Origin of the sequence: Hansschlegelia quercus (genome assembly GCF_004310425.1) — a bacterium.
Taxonomy (GTDB): domain Bacteria; phylum Pseudomonadota; class Alphaproteobacteria; order Rhizobiales; family Methylopilaceae; genus Methylopila; species Methylopila quercus.
In genome coordinates this window covers 25759-42306 of sequence record NZ_SIUB01000002.1, presented here as the reverse complement: position 1 = coordinate 42306, position 16548 = coordinate 25759, and the positions used below count along the sequence as shown (strand labels likewise).

The window sequence follows — 16548 nt, the reverse complement described above, 5'->3', positions numbered from 1 at the left end:
GTCTTTAAGTCCTTCAGTTCGAACCAGGTTTGATTGTTTGAAGAACGGCGTCACGCCGCCTCGTCTCGGTTGGCGTAGGCCCCGAACACACGCGCGAGCTTTGCGGCAGGCGCGGTCGAGAGCTGCGCGAGCTTGGTCGCGGGAGCCTGGATAAGGCCCACGAGCTTGGCGCGCAGTTCGTCGAGCGAGGGAAGCGTGGCCAAAGCCTTCACGCCCTCGGGGTTCAGGGAGGTCGCGCCCATGGCGCCGCCGAGGATCACGAACTTGTCGTTCGCCTTGGCGAACTCCACCGCGATCTTCGGCGCCGCAATCGGATCGGCGCTGTAGGCCAGGACCGTGGGGCCCTGCAGCAGCGGTCCGAGATGGGACACGTCCGTGCCCTCGAGAGCGATTTTGGCGAGACGGTTCTTCGCGACTTTCACGCTCGCGCCAGCGTCACGCATCTGCCGACGAAGGGTCGACATCTGGGCGACGGTCAGGCCCGAGTAATGAGCGACGACGATGGCCCCGGAGTCCGAAAACACCGAGTTCAGCGTCGCGACCATGTCACGCTTTTCCGCGCGGTCCACGTGCTCTCTCCGGTTGACGATCCGACAGATGTCGGACCGCCGGGTTGCAACGACCGCTGCCTTCAAAGCCCGAGGGCTTCTCCGGAAGCGGCGGCTTCAAGCCTGTCCGCGCGTGCCCGCCCGACATGGACGCTCACGGCGATGGTTCGAACCGGACTTTTGATCCGGTCGTCCCCCGTCTCGGCAGGTCCCGGTGCTCCGGGCTTAAGGCCCGCCCCCGTGGGCGGCCGCCTGCTTTCTCGGACAGGTCGGGCGGCGCGGCATTGGCGCCGCGTCGCCCTGAGCGGCCTGGGCGAACCCAGGCCGAATTCTCCGGCTCAGGCGCCGCCGAGCACCGTCGAGGGTTCGACGCGAACGCCGGGTCCCATTGTCGAGGAGACGGCGATCTTCTGCACGTACTGGCCCTTGGCGCCGGTCGGCTTCGCCTTCACCACGGCGTCCGTGAACGCCTTGATGTTCTGCGCGAGCTTCTCGGCGTCGAACGACGCCTTGCCGACGCCGCCGTGAATGATGCCGGCCTTCTCGACGCGGAATTCGACCGCGCCGCCCTTGGCGGCCTTCACGGCGCCCGCGACATCCATAGTCACCGTGCCGACCTTCGGGTTCGGCATCAGGCCGCGGGGGCCGAGCACCTTACCCAAGCGACCGACGAGCGGCATCATGTCCGGCGTTGCTATGCAGCGGTCGAACTCGATCGTTCCGCCCTGCACGATCTCGAGCAGGTCCTCCGCGCCGACCACGTCCGCGCCGGCCTTCAGGGCCTCTTCAGCCTTGGGGCCGCGGGCGAACACGCCGACGCGGACCGTGCGGCCGGAACCGTTCGGCAGCTGGCACACGCCGCGGACCATCTGGTCCGCATGGCGCGGGTCGACGCCGAGGTTGATCGCGACCTCGATGGTCTCGTCGAACTTCGAGGTGGCGCGCTCCTTCACGAGCGCAAGCGCCTCGTCGAGGCCGTAGAGCTTGTCGCGGTCGATTCCGTCCCGCGCCTTCTCAGTGCGTTTTCCAAGCTTCGCCATGGTCAGCCCTCCACCGCGAGGCCCATCGAGCGGGCGGAGCCCGCGATCATCGCCACAGCCGCGTCGACGCTGTCGCAGTTCATGTCGGCCATCTTCTTCTCCGCGATCTCACGGAGCTGAGCTTGGCTCACCTTGCCGATCGGGCCGGACTTGCCGGTCGTCTGCGAGCCCTTGGCGACCTTTGCCGCCTGCTTGAGGAAATAGCTCACCGGGGGCGACTTCATCACGAAGGTGAAGGAACGATCCGCATAGGCGGTGATCACGACAGGGATCGGCATGCCCTTCTCGAGCTGGCCGGTCTGCGCGTTGAACGCCTTGCAGAATTCCATGATGTTCAGGCCGCGCTGACCGAGCGCCGGACCAATCGGCGGCGACGGGTTCGCGGAGCCCGCGGGCACCTGCAGTTTGATAAAGCCTACAATCTTCTTCGCCATCTAAGTCTCCTGGACCGCCTTTTAAAGTGGCGGTCGTTGAGCCGTGGTGCGACTGGCCGCCCGGGCGAGCGAAGAGCCCGGCGCCATATCTCCCACAGCGGGAACGGGATCAGACCTTTTCGACCTGCCCGTATTCGAGATCGACCGTCGTCGCGCGGCCGAAGATCGAGACGTCGATCTTGAGGCGCGCGCGGGCCTCGTCGACGTCCTGAACGATGCCCGAGAACGAGGCGAACGGCCCGTCGGACACGCGCACCTGCTCGCCGACTTCGAACGACACCGACGGCTTCGGCCGCTCGATGCCTTCCTGAACCTGCCGCATGATCCGGAGCGCCTCGTTCTCCGAAATCGGCGACGGCTTGTTGTCGGCGCCGAGGAAGCCCGTGACCTTCGGCGTGTTGCGGATCAGGTGGTAGGCCTGGTCCGTCAGATCCATCTTCACCAGCACGTAGCCGGGGAAGAACTTGCGCTCGGCGTCGACCTTACGGCCGCGACGCACCTCGACGACCTTCTCGGTCGGCACGAGGATTTCTTCGAAGAGATCGGACAGGCCGGTCTGCTCGGCCTTCTCGCGGATCGAATCCGCGACCTTCTTCTCGAAGTTCGAATAAGCGTGGACGATGTACCAGCGCTTCGGCCGGCCGCCGGTCTGCGTGTTGAGCGCGTTCATTGACCGTACCCCAGGATCCACGTCACGCCGAACCGCAGGATCATGTCGGCGACGAAGAAGAAGACGGAGGCCAGAAACACGAACACGAACACCATGACGGTGGTGATGGCCGTCTCACGGCGGGTCGGCCACACGACCTTCCTGGTCTCTGTCGCCACCTGCTGGAAAAATTCGCCCGGAGAAGTCTTCGGCATGGCCTCGGTAACGTCCAAAGGGGCGCGCTCCTGAAACCAGGTTCGCACCCCGTTCAAAATTCAAAACTCGCGGCTCGATCAAGCCGCCCCGCTTTCAACATCCGCCCTGCGCCGAGTTGGTTGCGTTTGGCAGGAGTGGAGGGACTCGAACCCGCAACCTCCGGTTTTGGAGACCGGCGCTCTGACCAGTTGAGCTACACTCCTACGCCAGGCGCCCTGGCGGGGCGCTCCGTATGCCACGCCCGTTGAGCGGCCGCAACACCTTGTAGAGCCTTATCGTCGACCATTTTCATGGGTCCAGGCCGAGGCTCACACGGGCTCAACCACGACGGCGGTGCCGTAGGCCAGAACTTCCGTCACGCCGTCGGTGATCTCGTTAGCGTCGTAGCGCATCGCGAGCACGGCGTTGGCGCCCATCCGCCGCGCCTCGTCGACCAGATGGTCGTAGGCTTCGCGCCGCGCCTGCTCGGCGAGATCGAGGAAAGCGCCGATCTGGCCGCCGAACAGCGACTGCACGCCGCCGACGAAGTTGCCGATCACCGAGCGCGACCGGACGGTGATTCCCCTGACGAGACCGAGATACTCGATCACGCGGTAGCCCGGCAGATCGTTGATGGTGACGACCAGCAGGCCGACGCCCGGCAGCAGCGTCCCGCCCCCCGGCCCCCGCGGACGATCATTCCGCTCGGGAGCCGCCGGCGGAGGAGGAGGCGGAGGGCCGCCCCGTTTGCCGAAGGGTTGATCGCTCATGCCATCGGCCCCGAAAAAGAGAAGCTCCCTCCCGCTCGAGGCGGAAGGGAGCCACTCTAGCAGATCGACTGAAGCCGCGATCCAGCGTCTGCGCGTATCGCGCACGGGCTGGTCGCGACGATCACTCGATGATGGTTGCGACGACGCCTGCGCCGACGGTGCGGCCGCCTTCGCGGATGGCGAAGCGCAGCTTCTCCTCCATCGCGATCGGAACGATCAGCTCGACCGTCATCGCGATGTTGTCGCCCGGCATCACCATCTCGGTGCCCTCAGGAAGATGAACCACGCCCGTCACGTCTGTCGTGCGGAAGTAGAACTGCGGGCGGTAGTTCGTGAAGAACGGCGTGTGACGACCGCCCTCCTCCTTCGTCAGGATGTAGGCCTCGGCCTTGAACTTGGTGTGCGGCTTCACCGAACCCGGCTTGCACAGGACCTGACCGCGCTCGACGTCCTCGCGCTTGGTGCCGCGCAGCAGCGCGCCGATGTTGTCGCCAGCCTGGCCCTGGTCGAGCAGCTTGCGGAACATCTCGACGCCGGTCACCGTCGTCTTCACCGTCGCCTTGATGCCGACGATCTCGACTTCCTCGCCGACCTTCACGATCCCGCGCTCGACACGGCCCGTCACCACCGTGCCGCGGCCCGAGATCGAGAACACGTCCTCGACCGGCATCAGGAACGGCTGGTCGATCGGACGCTCCGGCTGCGGGATGTAGTCGTCCACAGCCTTCATCAGCTCGAGGATCGCGTCATGGCCGAGCTCGGGAGACTTGTTCTCGAGCGCCGCCAGCGCCGAACCCTTCACGATCGGAATGTCGTCGCCCGGGAAGTCGTACTTCGACAGAAGCTCGCGAACCTCGAGCTCGACCAGCTCCAGGAGCTCGGCGTCGTCGACCATGTCGCACTTGTTCAGGAACACCACAAGCGCCGGAACGCCGACCTGACGGGCGAGCAGGATGTGCTCGCGGGTCTGCGGCATCGGGCCGTCGGCCGCCGACACCACCAGGATCGCGCCGTCCATCTGCGCCGCGCCCGTGATCATGTTCTTCACGTAGTCGGCGTGGCCCGGGCAGTCGACATGCGCGTAATGCCGGTTCGCGGTCTCGTACTCGACATGCGCCGTCGAGATCGTGATCCCGCGCGCCTTCTCCTCAGGAGCCTTGTCGATCTGGTCGTAGGCGGTGAACGTCGCCCCGCCCGTCTCAGCCAGAACCTTCGTGATCGCAGCCGTCAAAGACGTCTTGCCATGGTCAACATGGCCAATCGTCCCGATGTTGCAATGCGGCTTCGTCCGCGCGAACTTTTCCTTGCCCATCGATGGTTCCTAAGCGTGCGCGCCCTGACCAGGGCTCAAGTGTCGCGGCGGTGCTTAGAGCGTCCGCGGGATCAGATCAAGTCGAGCGCGACGCCGTGCGGGCGATGGGCGCAGGCTTCCGCCTGCCCGCGCCGGAAAGGCCCGGCTGGGACTTGGTCGCGAGCCAGATGACATGGCGCGCGCCCTTGCCGGCGCGGTGGGCGCGGATCCGATGCTCTTCGACCGCGAAACCGGATTTCGACAGCCGCGCGCCGAACGACTTGTCCGGTCCCTGCGACCACACCGCCAGCACGCCGCCGCCCTTCAGCGCCGCCCGGGCGTCGCCGAGGCCTTCGACGCCATAGAGCCCGTCGTTCGACGCCCGCGTCATGGCCTCCGGCCCGTTGTCCACGTCGAGCAGGATCGCGTCATAGGCGCCGCGACCCGAACGGATCTGGACCGCGACGTCGTCCTGCACGATCGTGACCCGGGGGTCGCTGAGGCTGGCTCCAAAAATCTCGGCCATCGGCCCGCGGGCCCAGGCGATCACCGCCGGAACCAGCTCGGCGACCATAACGGACGCCCCCGCTGGCAGCACCTCCAGCGCGGCGCCAAGGGTGAAGCCCATGCCGAGACCGCCGATCAGCATGCGCGGTCGCGCGCGGTCCTTGATCCGTTCGAAGGCCAGCGTCGCCAACGCCTTTTCGGAGCCGCTAAGCCGGTTGTTCATCAGCTCGTTTTGGCCGAGGCGGATTGAGAACTCGTGCCCCCGCTGCGAAAGCTTCAGCTCGCCGCCGCCCGGCACCTGCGCCGTGTCCAGATGGATCCAGGGGATCATGAATTACCTGTGACGTCGGTGGACGCAGGACTTCGACGCTAAGGCTGCGGCTCGGGACGGATCGCCCGAGACGATCGATCAGCCAACTGCTGGAGTCAGCGTCAAAGATCTTGGTCAGAAGCTGGAGCGGGTGAAGGGAATCGAACCCTCGTATTCAGCTTGGAAGGCTGCTGCTCTACCATTGAGCTACACCCGCGCGCCGGCATCATAGCGCAGATCAGGCGATCAAGTCAGGCGGGATGGTGGAGGGGGTTGGATTCGAACCAACGTAGGCTGAGCCAACGGATTTACAGTCCGTCCCCTTTAACCACTCGGGCACCCCTCCACGCTCACCTCCGCGCCGGCGGACCGGGCGAAACGCCGAAGCGGCTAAGGCTCGAAAGCCTCCGTTCGGCGCGGGCCGTGCTTTAGGGGGCGCCCGGCGCCGCGTCAACCGAAAAGGCGGCGTCCGCGTTGCAAGCATGGGGGCGGCGTGACACACAGGCCACCCCTCCGATCTCGGAAATCCTAGAGCCGTGCCGCGACCGCCCCGCCCGCCTCGTCCGACCGACGGCCAGCCCTGGAAGAAGCGCGCCCCCAAGGGCGGCCCGCGATCCGGCGGAGACCGGCAGCGCCCAGCCTTCCCGCGCGATCATGACGGGCCCGTCGTGCTTTACGGCCATCACAGCGTCGCCGAAGCGCTGGCGAATCCCCGACGCAAGCTCATCCGCCTGATGGCGACGGAGAACGCCTGGGCGCGGCTCAGCGAGGCCGGCCTCGGCGACCGCATCGAGCCGGAAATGGTTCGGCCGGGGCAGATCGATCGCCTGCTGACGCCGGACGCCGTGCATCAGGGCCTCTATCTCGAGGCCGAGGCGCTCGAGAGCCCGACGATCGACACGATCCCCGAAGACGGGCTGGTGCTGGTCCTCGACCAGATCACCGATCCGCACAATGTCGGCGCGATCGTCCGCACTGCCGCGGCCTTCAAGGTTGACGCGATAGTGACGACGGCGCGGCATTCCCCCGAGGCGACAGGCGTGCTGGCCAAGGCCGCCAGCGGCGGCCTCGAGCATGCCCCGATCGTGCTCGTCCAGAACCTCGCCCGCGCGCTCGAAGCCCTTGGCGAGCGGGGATTTCTGCGCGTCGGGCTCGATTCGGATGGTCCCTCGCCGCTCGACGAGACCGAGCTTGGCCGCGGCGGCGTGGCTCTGGTGCTCGGCGCCGAGGGCAAGGGCCTGCGGCAGTTGACGCGAGACACTTGCGACCGGCTGGCCAGGCTCGAAATGCCTGGCGAGATCCGCAGCCTCAACGTCTCCAACGCTGCGGCGATCTCGCTTTATGTGGCGATGCGGGCGCGCGCCGGCGTCAGCGCGGCGGGAACTGGTTGATCCGCGTCGCGGCGTCCGTCCGGACCGTCGGCCCGCTCTGAACCAATGGCGGCCGCGGCGTATAGCGACGAGCCTGGCCGATGGAGTCCAGCGTGTCGGGTCTGCCTGGCACGTTGGACCGCTGGCCATAGCGATCGTAACGCGGCGGATCGGCAGGGCGCGGCAGCGCTCGCGGGGTCGTGACCAGCTCTGGAGAGCTTCGGCCGCGGCGCGCATTTCGATCCGGCTCACCCATCGGACGGGTCACCGCGCCCGGCCGCTGGTCGTAGGGCTCTGAGATTACGCTGCCGGACCGCTCTTCGGCCTTGGCCGAAACGCTAAAAGCAAGCAGCATCAAAGCGATGGCTGACGAAGGTCGTATAAACGAACGTTGCATGGCGCATCCTGTCGACGACTCCGCGCCGTAACCTGTATTTAGATTAAGCGGCACTCCGCGCCAGTCTTCAGGGGAACTGAAAGTCTGTTCGAGAGCCGCTGCAAGCCGCCCGCACGTGGCGGCGGCGACGCCCGCATCAATGCGGGCCGGGGAGCGTCAGAGGGCGAAGAAACGATGACTTTGGCGAGCACGACCGCGGTGAGAGAGCCCGCGCGACCGATGACCAAGGAGGAGCGGCGCGTGATCTTCGCGTCCTCACTCGGCACGGTCTTCGAATGGTATGACTTCTATCTCTACGGGTCGCTCGCCGTCATCATCGGCGCGCAGTTCTTCAACGTGCTCGGCGCCGACGGCAAGCCGCTCTACGACGAGTCGACGCGCAACATCTTCGCGCTGCTCGCCTTCGCCGCGGGCTTCATCGTGCGTCCATTCGGCGCCCTCGTGTTCGGGCGGATCGGCGACCTCGTCGGCCGCAAATACACCTTCCTCGTCACCATCCTGATCATGGGCATCTCGACGTTCGTCGTCGGCGTGCTGCCCGGCGCGGCCACGATCGGCTTCGCGGCGCCCGTGATCCTGATCCTGCTGCGCCTCCTCCAGGGCCTCGCGCTCGGCGGCGAGTATGGCGGCGCCGCGACCTACGTGGCCGAGCACGCGCCGCAGGGACGCCGCGGTTTCTACACATCGTGGATTCAGACCACGGCGACGCTCGGTCTCTTCCTGTCGCTGATCGTCATCCTGACCACTCGAACGGCGGTCGGCGAAGACGCGTTCAAGGAGTGGGGCTGGCGCATCCCGTTCCTTGTCTCGGTGCTGCTGCTCGGCATCTCGGTCTGGATCCGGATGCAGCTCAGCGAGTCGCCCGCCTTCCAGAAGATGAAGGCTGAAGGAACGGGCTCGAAGGCGCCGCTGACGGAGTCGTTCGGTCAGTGGAAGAACGCCAAGATCGCGTTGATCGCGCTGCTCGGCCTCACCGCCGGACAGGGCGTCGTCTGGTACACCGGGCAGTTCTATGCGCTGTTCTTCCTGCAATCGATCCTGAAGGTCGACGGCTACACGGCGAACCTGCTGATCGCCTGGTCGCTGCTCCTCGGCACCGGCTTCTTCGTGTTCTTCGGCTGGCTCTCTGACAAGATCGGCCGCAAGCCGATCATCCTCGGCGGCTGCCTGATCGCGGCGATCTGCTTCTTCCCGATCTTCAAGCAGATCACCACCATCGCGAACCCGACGCTGGAGAAGGCGATCGAGACCGTGCAGGTCTCGGTGGTCGCCGATCCCGCGGAGTGCGGAAGCCTGTTCAACCCGGTCGGCACCCGCAAATATACGTCGAATTGCGACGTCGCCCGCGATTTCCTGTCGAAGTCTTCGGTACGCTACGCCAGCGAGGCGGCTCCGGCGGGCACGCCGACGGCAATCACGATCAACGGTCAGTCGATTCCCTATGCCGCGGGCCCCGCGGCGGCGGAGACCAACAAGACCGTCTCGGCGGCCCTTCAGGCGGCTGGCTACCCGAAGGCCGGCGACCCGGCGATCGTAAAGATGGCGCATCCGTTCGACGTCTTCCGGGCGCAGACCGGCGGCATCATCCTGATGCTGTTCGTGCTGGTGCTGTTCGTGACCATGGTCTACGGGCCGATCGCGGCGGCGCTGGTGGAGCTGTTCCCCACCCGCATCCGCTACTCGTCGATGTCGCTGCCCTACCACATCGGCAACGGCTGGTTCGGCGGCCTGCTCCCGGCGACCGCCTTCGCCATGGTGGCGGCCACCGGCGACATCTATTACGGCCTCTGGTACCCGATCGTGTTCGCTTTGATGACGGTGGTCATCGGCCTGTTCTTCGTGCCGGAGACGAAGGATCGCGACACCAACACCTACGATCACGCCTGATCGGCAGCGGCGTCACAGCCGCTGAACAGAAAGCCCCGCGTCGTGAGACGCGGGGCTTTTTCGTTGGCCGATCACCTCCGCTCGGCGGCGATGCTAATCCGACCGACGAGCGCCCCAGCGGCCCTCGAAGACGTGATCCTCCAGCGGCGCCCGCTCGGCCCAGCGCCGGGCTTCGAGCTCGGGCCGGGTGAACAGCCGGTCGACATAGCCGACGCAGAGGTAAGCCACGGGTGCGACGTGCTCGGGGAGGCCAAGCGGCTCGACGAGGTCCGCCGGATCGAAGATGCTGACCCAGCCGACGCCAATCCCTTCGGCGCGCGCGGCGAGCCAGAAGTTCTGCACGGCGCAGGCGGTGGAATAGACGTCGGTGTCGCGCTGATGGGTGCGGCCGAGGACCGCCTCCCCGTCCCGGCCGCGATCGCAGACCACACAGACATTCAGCGGCGCCTTGAGGATGCCTTCGAGCTTCAGGCTCCGATAGCGCTCGGCGCGCTCGCCCTCGAACATCGCGGCCGCCTCGGCGTTGCGGCGGACGAAGATGTCGTGGATCGTCTTTCGCTGCTCCGGATTGCGCAGCACGATGAAGCGGGACGGCTGCATGAGGCCGACCGAAGGCGCGCAATGGGCGGCCGCGAGGAGCCGGCGGAGCGTTTCGTCGGACACCGGCTGCGGCAGGAACTCGTCGCGCACGTCCCGCCGCGTCTCGATCGCGCGATAGACCGCGGCGCGCTCGGCGTCCGAGAATGGCGCGGCCGACCGCATGTCGGGATGCGAGCCGTCATTGTCTGGAGGGAGCATGCGGTCGGTCCTGGCGCGACGTGCGGTGGGCGCCGACCTTCATCTTGCATATCTGGTATCCGCGCTACCCGACGAACCGCTCATTCAGCAAGCGGACGTGCAAAGCCCGCAGGGCGCCCTCAGGCCGCTTTCGTGTAGTCGACGTACCAGTCGACGAAGGCGCGCACGCCCTCCTCCACGCTCGTTCGCGGCCGATAGCCGGTGAGCGCTTCGAGCAGGCGGTGATCGGCCCATGTGGCGGGCACGTCGCCGGGCTGCATCGGCAGCATGTTCCGGATCGCGGGCTTGCCCAGGCAGCGCTCGATCGTTTCGATGAACGGCAGCAAGCCGACAGGCTCGCCGCCGCCGACATTCACCACCCGCCACGGCGCGACCGGAGAGAGCGTGTCGCTCACGCCTTCGGCCGCCACGGGCGATCCGATCGCTGGACGAGCGTCGATCAGACGCACGATGCCCTCCACGAGATCGGAGACGTAAGTAAAGTCGCGCTGCAGCCTGCCTTCGCCGTAGACGTCGATCGGCTGCTCCTTCGAAATCGCGTCGACGAACTTGAAAAGCGCCATGTCGGGCCTGCCCCATGGGCCGTAGACCGTGAAGAAGCGGAAGCAGGTCGTCGGAACGCCGAACAGGTGGGCGTAGGAGTGCGACATCGCCTCCATCGCTTTCTTGGTCGCGGCATAAAAGGTCAACGGATGGTCGGTCCGATCGGCCTCCTGGAACGGCATTATTTCGTTCGCGCCATAGACCGAGCTCGTCGACGCCATCAGCAGGTGAGCCGGTTTCACCGCGCGGGCGATCTCCAGCATGTTGAAGGAGCCGGTGAGGTTCGAGTCGGCGAACGAGCGCGGCTGTTCGATGGAATGGCGCACGCCGGCCTGGGCGGCGAGATGGACGATCACCTCCGGCTGAGCGACCTCCGCGGCCTTCTCGAGCGCCGCCATGTCCTCCAGCTGACCGATGATCGCCTTGAAGCCGTTGGAGCGCGCGAGCAGCGCGTGGCGGGCCTCCTTTAGACGGACGTCATAATAAGCGGTCATCCCGTCAAAGCCGGTGACGAAATGGCCGGCGTCCAGGAGCCGCTGCGCGAGATGGTAGCCGATAAAGCCAGCGGTCCCCGTGACGAGGAATCTCATCCGTCGCGTCCTTCCATCATCAAGCCCGCCCTGTCGCTTGGCGATCATGGGCTGGTCAGCGCAGCTCGCCGCTTCGGCGTTGTTGTCCGCCGGACGCTCGCGTCCACCGGCGGCGGGGCGAGGCATAACGGGAGAACGACCTCTCGAACAGGCGCCGCCTCCGCTGCATGCAGATCTGAGGCGTCTTTCGCGGGACCCGTCCGCGGCATTGGGCTGCCTTGCGCTCGCAGGCGAAATCATGCCGCACTGCAAAATCCGTAGACAGGTGGCGGTCCGGTCGACACATTGCGCTGCAATGGCAGGTGTAAAGATCGGACTTAATCGGTCGACTGTCCGGCGGCGGATCGTATCGCGCCTATCGTATTGAGCAGACTTCCAGAGGCAGATGAGCAAATCAGCGATTTACCCCGTCCTGCTTTCTGGCGGCGCCGGCAGCAGACTTTGGCCGCTCTCCAGGGAGGCGTTTCCGAAGCAATTGCTGGCTCTGAACGGTCCAAAAACGCTTTTACAGCAGGCCGCGGGCAGAACGAATGATGCGACGCGCTTCGGACCGCTGACGGTCATCGCCAATGTCGAGCACCGCTTCGTCATAGCCGAGCAGTTGCGCGCCCTGAAGGTAGAGAACGCGAAGATCGTCCTGGAGTCGGAGGGCCGCAACACGGCCTTCGCCGCCGCGGTCGCCGCCTTGCTGACGAGCCGCTCGGATCCTGACGCGCTGATCCTGGTGATGCCGGCCGACCATATCATCGGCGACACGACGGCCTTCCTGAAAGCGGTCGAGGCCGGCGCGGAAGCAGCCCGCTCGGGCCGTCTGGTTCTCTTCGGGGTCCAACCGACGGAAGCCGCCACCGGCTACGGCTACATCAAGCGCGGCGAGGCCTACCGGGATTTCGCCGGCGTCTCGGGGGTCGCCCAGTTCGTCGAAAAGCCCAGCCAGTCGCTCGCCGACCAGTATCTCGCGTCGAATGATTATGCCTGGAACAGCGGCATCTTCCTGCTGCACTGCGCGACGTTCCTCGCCGAGCTCCAGACTTTCGCTCCGGACGTTCTGAACGCCGCCTCGACGGCTGTTGGCGACGCTGTCGAAGACATGGACTTCCTGCGGCTCTCGCCCGAAGCGCTGGCGTCGTCGCCCTCGATCTCGATCGACCATGCGGTGATGGAGAAGACCGCGCTCGCCTGCGTCGTCGCGGCCGAGTTCCCGTGGACGGACGTCGGCAGTTGGTCGGCGCTCTGGTCGCTCGGCGACAAGGATGAAACAGGCAACGTCCTCGTCGGCGAAGCCTTCGCGCTCGAAAGCTCGAACTCATATCTGCGGAGCGAGGGACCCGCGATCGCCGCCTACGGCGTCGAGGATCTGATCATCGTCGCCACGCCCGACGCCGTGCTTGTGACGCCGAAGAAGCACGATCAGCATGTGAAGTCGCTGGTCGATCTCCTGCGCAATGAGGAGATTTCGTCCGCGACCCAGACGCCGCGGATGTATCGCCCGTGGGGCTTCTACGAGTCGATCCAGAACGGCGACCGCTTCCAGGTGAAGCGGATCACCGTCAATCCCGGCGGCAAGCTATCGCTGCAGAAGCACTTTCACCGCGCCGAGCACTGGGTGGTGGTCAACGGCACGGCGCTCGTCACGCGCGACGGAGAAGAGATCCTGCTGCGCGAGAACGAGTCGATCTTCCTGCCGCTCGGCTGTGTTCACAGGCTGGCCAATCCCGGCAAGGTCCCGCTCAACCTCATCGAGGTCCAGTCCGGCCCCTATCTCGGGGAGGACGACATCGTCCGCATCGAGGACATTTACGCCCGCGTCTGAACGAGAATGGGCGGGCCCTTGGGCGACTCCACTTCGAGGGGTCGCCGGTCCGCTCAGCTTGCGGCCGGACGCCCGGTCGCCGTCACGCATAGTCCATCCGAAGACCACCGCGTCATGAGGCGTTGATGTTTCCCAAACCGCAGGCCTCCCTCAAGCCGAACACCTACGAGTTCGAGTCCTCGCCGATGGTGCGGCCGACGGGCTTTCGCGAGTACGACGCGCGCTGGCTGTTCCCCGACGAGATCAACCTCATGGGCGTCCAGGCGCTCGGCATGGGCCTCGGCACGCTGATCCATCGCCTCGGCGTCGAGCCTAAAATCGTCGTCGGACACGACTTCCGCAGCTATTCGTCGGCGATCAAGGTCGCGCTGACCTCGGGCCTGATGGCGGCGGGCGTTCGCGTGCTCGACATCGGCCTAGCGCTCTCCCCGATGGCCTATTTCGCGCAGTTCGAGCTCGACTGCCCCTGCGTCGCGATGGTCACGGCCTCGCACAACGACAATGGCTGGACCGGCGTGAAGATGGGCGTGCAGCGCCCGATGACCTTCGGGCCGGAGGAGATGGGCAAGCTCAGGGAGATCACGCTCGCCGCCGATTTCGAGCTGCGCGGCGGCGGCTCCTTCGAGTTCGTGGAGAACTTTCCCGACCGCTACCTCGCCAGAATGCTCGATCGGCCGAAGCTGTCGCGCAAGCTCAGGGTCGTCGCGGCCTGCGGCAACGGCACGGCCGGCGCGTTCGCGCCGAAGGCGCTCGAGATGCTCGGCTGCGAGGTGATCCCGCTCGACACTGAGCTCGACCACAGTTTTCCGAAATACAATCCGAACCCCGAAGACATGCAGATGCTCCACGCGATCCGCGACGCGGTGCTGGAGCACGGCGCGGATGTCGGCCTCGGCTTCGACGGCGACGGCGACCGCTGCGGCGTGGTGGACAATGAAGGCGACGAGATCTTCGCCGACAAGGTCGGCGTGATGCTGGCGCGCGACCTCTCCGCGATCCACAAGGACGCGCAGTTCGTGGTCGACGTGAAGTCGACCGGCCTGTTCGCCTCCGACCCCGTGCTGATCGCGCAAGGGGCGAAGACGGACTATTGGAAGACCGGCCACTCCTACATCAAGAGGCGCGTAAACGAGCTCAACGCCTTGGTCGGCTTCGAGAAATCCGGCCACTACTTCTTCAACAAGCCGATCGGCTATGGGTACGACGACGGCCTGATCTCGGCCTTCGCGGTCTGCGACATGCTCGACCGCAATCCGGGTCAGTCGATGGCTGACCTCAAGCGGGCGCTGCCGAAGACCTGGGGCTCGCCCACCATGTCGCCACATTGCGCCGACGAGGTGAAGTACGACGTGGTCGCCGAAGTCACCGCCGCCTTCGAGAAGATGCGCGCGGACGGGGAGCCGATCGCCGGGCATCCGATTACGGACATCGTCACCGTCAACGGCGTTCGCGTAACGACGGACGATGGCACTTGGGGTTTGGTGCGCGCGTCGTCGAACAAGCCGGAACTGGTGGTGGTGATCGAGAGCCCCGCCTCGGAGGCTCGTCTCCACGAGATGTTCAAGGCCGTCGACGGCGTGCTTCGCCGGCGCTCCGAAGTCGGGGCCTATAACCAGACGATCTGACGTCGAGAGGATCTTGCTCGCGGCCCTCTTGGGTTACGGGCCGGTTTGGCGTAAAGCCGTCTCCGCTCGGCGCAAGCCGGCCGCCGGATTAGCTCAGCGGTAGAGCAGCGGTTTTGTAAACCGAAGGTCGGGGGTTCAATCCCCTCATCCGGCACCACTTCCTTCCCGTCCGCGCGGGGCGCTGAACGCTTCGGCTGTCCCGCGGCCACAGCGGCGTTCCGCATTGGAAATTTCGCAACGCCCCTTCTCATGCACGTCGGGTCGCGTGGTAGACACTCGACCGAACGTGATGGACTGGCGGAAGACCTCGCGGCCTGCTGAACGGGTCCCGCGGCCGTTCCGGTCGACGAGCTTCGAAGCTGGCCGGCGGGGACGGGACTTGGTGTTTGAGGGAAGAGCATGCGGATCGTGATGATTGGCTCGGGCTATGTCGGCCTGGTGTCCGGCGTGTGTTTCGCCGATTTCGGTCATTCGGTCGTCTGCGTGGACAGCGACCGCTCGAAGATCGACGCGCTGAACGCCGGCCGCATGCCGATCTACGAGCCCGGCCTGGATGATCTTGTGACTAAGAATGCCAAGGCGGGGCGCCTGACGTTCACGACCGACCTCCCCTCCTCCGTCGCAGACGCCGACGCCGTCTTCATCGCGGTGGGCACGCCCTCACGCCGCGGCGACGGGCACGCCGATCTCTCCCACGTGTTCGCGGCGTCGCGGGAGATCGCGCTCGCCTGCAAGGGCTTCACGGTCGTCGTCACCAAATCGACCGTGCCGGTCGGCACCGGCGACGAGGTCGAGCGCATCATCCGAGAGGCCAACCCCTCGGCAGATGTCGCCGTGGCCTCGAACCCCGAGTTCCTGCGCGAGGGCGCGGCCATTTCCGACTTTAAGCGGCCGGATCGCGTCGTCATCGGCACGATCGACGAACGCGCGCGGAATGTCATGCGTGAAATTTACAGGCCGCTGTCGCTGAACGTTTCGCCGCTGCACTTCACTGAGCGCCGGACCGCGGAGCTCATCAAATACGCGGCCAATGCCTTCCTCGCGATGAAGATCACCTTCATCAACGAAATCGCGGACCTCTGCGAGAAGGTTGGGGCGAACGTTCAGGAGGTGGCGCGCGGCATTGGCTCCGATAATCGCATCGGCTCCAAGTTCCTACATGCAGGACCCGGCTATGGCGGCTCCTGCTTCCCGAAAGACACGCTCGCCCTCGTCAAGACCGCGCAGGACTACGACAGCCCGATCCGGCTGATCGAGACGACGGTGGCGGTGAACGACGTGCGCAAGCGCGCGATGGCCCGCAAGATCATCGCGGCGATGGGCGGCGACGTGCGCGGAAAGACGGTCGCCGTGCTCGGGCTCACGTTCAAACCGAACACCGACGACATGCGCGAAGCCCCGTCGCTCTCGATCATCGCGGCGCTGCAGGACGCCGGCGCGATCATCCGGGCCTATGATCCGGTCGGCGCCGAACACGCGAAGGGCCTGCTGGACCAGGTGACGTTCGCCGAAGATCCGTACGAGGCGGCGAACGAGGCGAGCGCCATCGCCATCATCACCGAGTGGGACGAATTCCGCGCGCTCGATTTTCAGCGGCTGAAGTCGGTGATGGCGGAGCCGCTGCTCATCGACCTGCGGAACATCTACCCCCAGGGCGAGATCGACCGGCACGGTTTCGCCTATGTCGGCGTCGGGCGGGCGACGTTCGCGACGCCTCCAAGCTCCAAAGCGTAGCCCGCGAAGCCGGCCCTCCGACGCCGCGGACTAGCCGAGGAACCTGC

15 protein-coding genes and 4 tRNA genes are annotated in these 16548 nt (G+C 66.0%); 6 read left to right on the top strand and 13 right to left on the bottom strand.

Going from position 1 to position 16548, the window contains the following annotated elements:
- Positions 1-50: 50 nt before the first annotated feature.
- From rplJ to EYR15_RS04130, 11 genes are all read right to left on the bottom strand, one after another.
- Positions 51-569, bottom strand: a complete 519-nt coding sequence (gene rplJ / locus EYR15_RS04180) for a 50S ribosomal protein L10 (protein ID WP_131001658.1) — start codon at positions 567-569, stop codon at positions 51-53.
- Between the two features lie 317 nt (positions 570-886).
- Positions 887-1588, bottom strand: a complete 702-nt coding sequence (rplA, locus tag EYR15_RS04175) for a 50S ribosomal protein L1 (protein ID WP_131001657.1) — start codon at positions 1586-1588, stop codon at positions 887-889.
- A gap of 2 nt (positions 1589-1590) precedes the next feature.
- Positions 1591-2022 (bottom strand): 50S ribosomal protein L11, encoded by a 432-nt coding sequence (rplK, locus tag EYR15_RS04170; protein ID WP_131001656.1) that lies wholly within the window; start codon positions 2020-2022, stop codon positions 1591-1593.
- Between the two features lie 109 nt (positions 2023-2131).
- Positions 2132-2692, bottom strand: a complete 561-nt coding sequence (nusG, locus tag EYR15_RS04165; protein ID WP_131001655.1) for a transcription termination/antitermination protein NusG — start codon at positions 2690-2692, stop codon at positions 2132-2134.
- Entirely contained in the window at positions 2689-2886 is a 198-nt protein-coding gene (gene secE, locus EYR15_RS04160) for a preprotein translocase subunit SecE (RefSeq protein WP_131001654.1), read from the bottom strand. The genes nusG and secE overlap by 4 nt, the downstream gene beginning before the upstream one ends.
- Positions 2887-3013: 127 nt before the next feature.
- A tRNA-Trp gene (locus EYR15_RS04155) sits at positions 3014-3090 on the bottom strand.
- A 105-nt stretch (positions 3091-3195) separates the two neighbouring features.
- Positions 3196-3636 (bottom strand): YbjQ family protein, encoded by a 441-nt coding sequence (locus EYR15_RS04150; protein WP_205741584.1) that lies wholly within the window; start codon positions 3634-3636, stop codon positions 3196-3198.
- Positions 3637-3757: 121 nt separating this feature from the next.
- Positions 3758-4948, bottom strand: a complete 1191-nt coding sequence (gene tuf / locus EYR15_RS04145) for an elongation factor Tu (protein ID WP_131001653.1) — start codon at positions 4946-4948, stop codon at positions 3758-3760.
- 76 nt (positions 4949-5024) lie between these two features.
- Positions 5025-5765: a spermidine synthase gene (locus tag EYR15_RS04140; protein WP_131001652.1), complete on the bottom strand. Its 741-nt coding sequence runs from the start codon at positions 5763-5765 to the stop codon at positions 5025-5027.
- A 122-nt stretch (positions 5766-5887) separates the two neighbouring features.
- Positions 5888-5961: transfer RNA gene (locus EYR15_RS04135), tRNA-Gly, on the bottom strand.
- A 44-nt stretch (positions 5962-6005) separates the two neighbouring features.
- Positions 6006-6090: transfer RNA gene (locus EYR15_RS04130), tRNA-Tyr, on the bottom strand.
- 190 nt (positions 6091-6280) lie between these two features.
- Between EYR15_RS04130 and rlmB the strand changes: the two genes are divergently transcribed.
- On the top strand, positions 6281-7135 hold the full coding sequence (gene rlmB, locus EYR15_RS04125; RefSeq protein WP_131001651.1) for a 23S rRNA (guanosine(2251)-2'-O)-methyltransferase RlmB: 855 nt from the start codon (positions 6281-6283) through the stop codon (positions 7133-7135).
- Between the two features lie 550 nt (positions 7136-7685).
- The gene (locus tag EYR15_RS04120; RefSeq protein ID WP_131001650.1) at positions 7686-9398 is read left to right on the top strand and encodes an MFS transporter; all 1713 of its coding nucleotides are present in this window, start codon (positions 7686-7688) and stop codon (positions 9396-9398) included.
- Positions 9399-9491: 93 nt separating this feature from the next.
- Here the strand turns inward: EYR15_RS04120 and bluB are convergent, their stop codons facing one another.
- Together bluB and EYR15_RS04110 are read right to left on the bottom strand one after the other, a co-directional pair.
- The gene (gene bluB, locus EYR15_RS04115; RefSeq protein ID WP_131001649.1) at positions 9492-10196 is read right to left on the bottom strand and encodes a 5,6-dimethylbenzimidazole synthase; all 705 of its coding nucleotides are present in this window, start codon (positions 10194-10196) and stop codon (positions 9492-9494) included.
- Positions 10197-10315: 119 nt separating this feature from the next.
- On the bottom strand, positions 10316-11329 hold the full coding sequence (locus EYR15_RS04110) for an NAD-dependent epimerase (RefSeq protein WP_131001648.1): 1014 nt from the start codon (positions 11327-11329) through the stop codon (positions 10316-10318).
- A gap of 385 nt (positions 11330-11714) precedes the next feature.
- Between EYR15_RS04110 and EYR15_RS04105 the strand changes: the two genes are divergently transcribed.
- The 4 genes from EYR15_RS04105 (at position 11715) to EYR15_RS04090 (ending at position 16501) form a co-directional block, all read left to right on the top strand.
- A complete protein-coding gene (locus EYR15_RS04105) occupies positions 11715-13142 on the top strand; it encodes a mannose-1-phosphate guanylyltransferase/mannose-6-phosphate isomerase (RefSeq protein WP_131001647.1) in 1428 nt (475 codons plus the stop codon).
- A 125-nt stretch (positions 13143-13267) separates the two neighbouring features.
- Positions 13268-14767, top strand: coding sequence for a phosphomannomutase/phosphoglucomutase (locus tag EYR15_RS04100; RefSeq protein WP_131001646.1), 1500 nt, complete (start codon positions 13268-13270; stop codon positions 14765-14767).
- 82 nt (positions 14768-14849) lie between these two features.
- Positions 14850-14924 (top strand) — tRNA-Thr (locus EYR15_RS04095).
- A 242-nt stretch (positions 14925-15166) separates the two neighbouring features.
- The gene (locus EYR15_RS04090; RefSeq protein ID WP_131001645.1) at positions 15167-16501 is read left to right on the top strand and encodes a UDP-glucose dehydrogenase family protein; all 1335 of its coding nucleotides are present in this window, start codon (positions 15167-15169) and stop codon (positions 16499-16501) included.
- Positions 16502-16548: the final 47 nt, after the last annotated feature.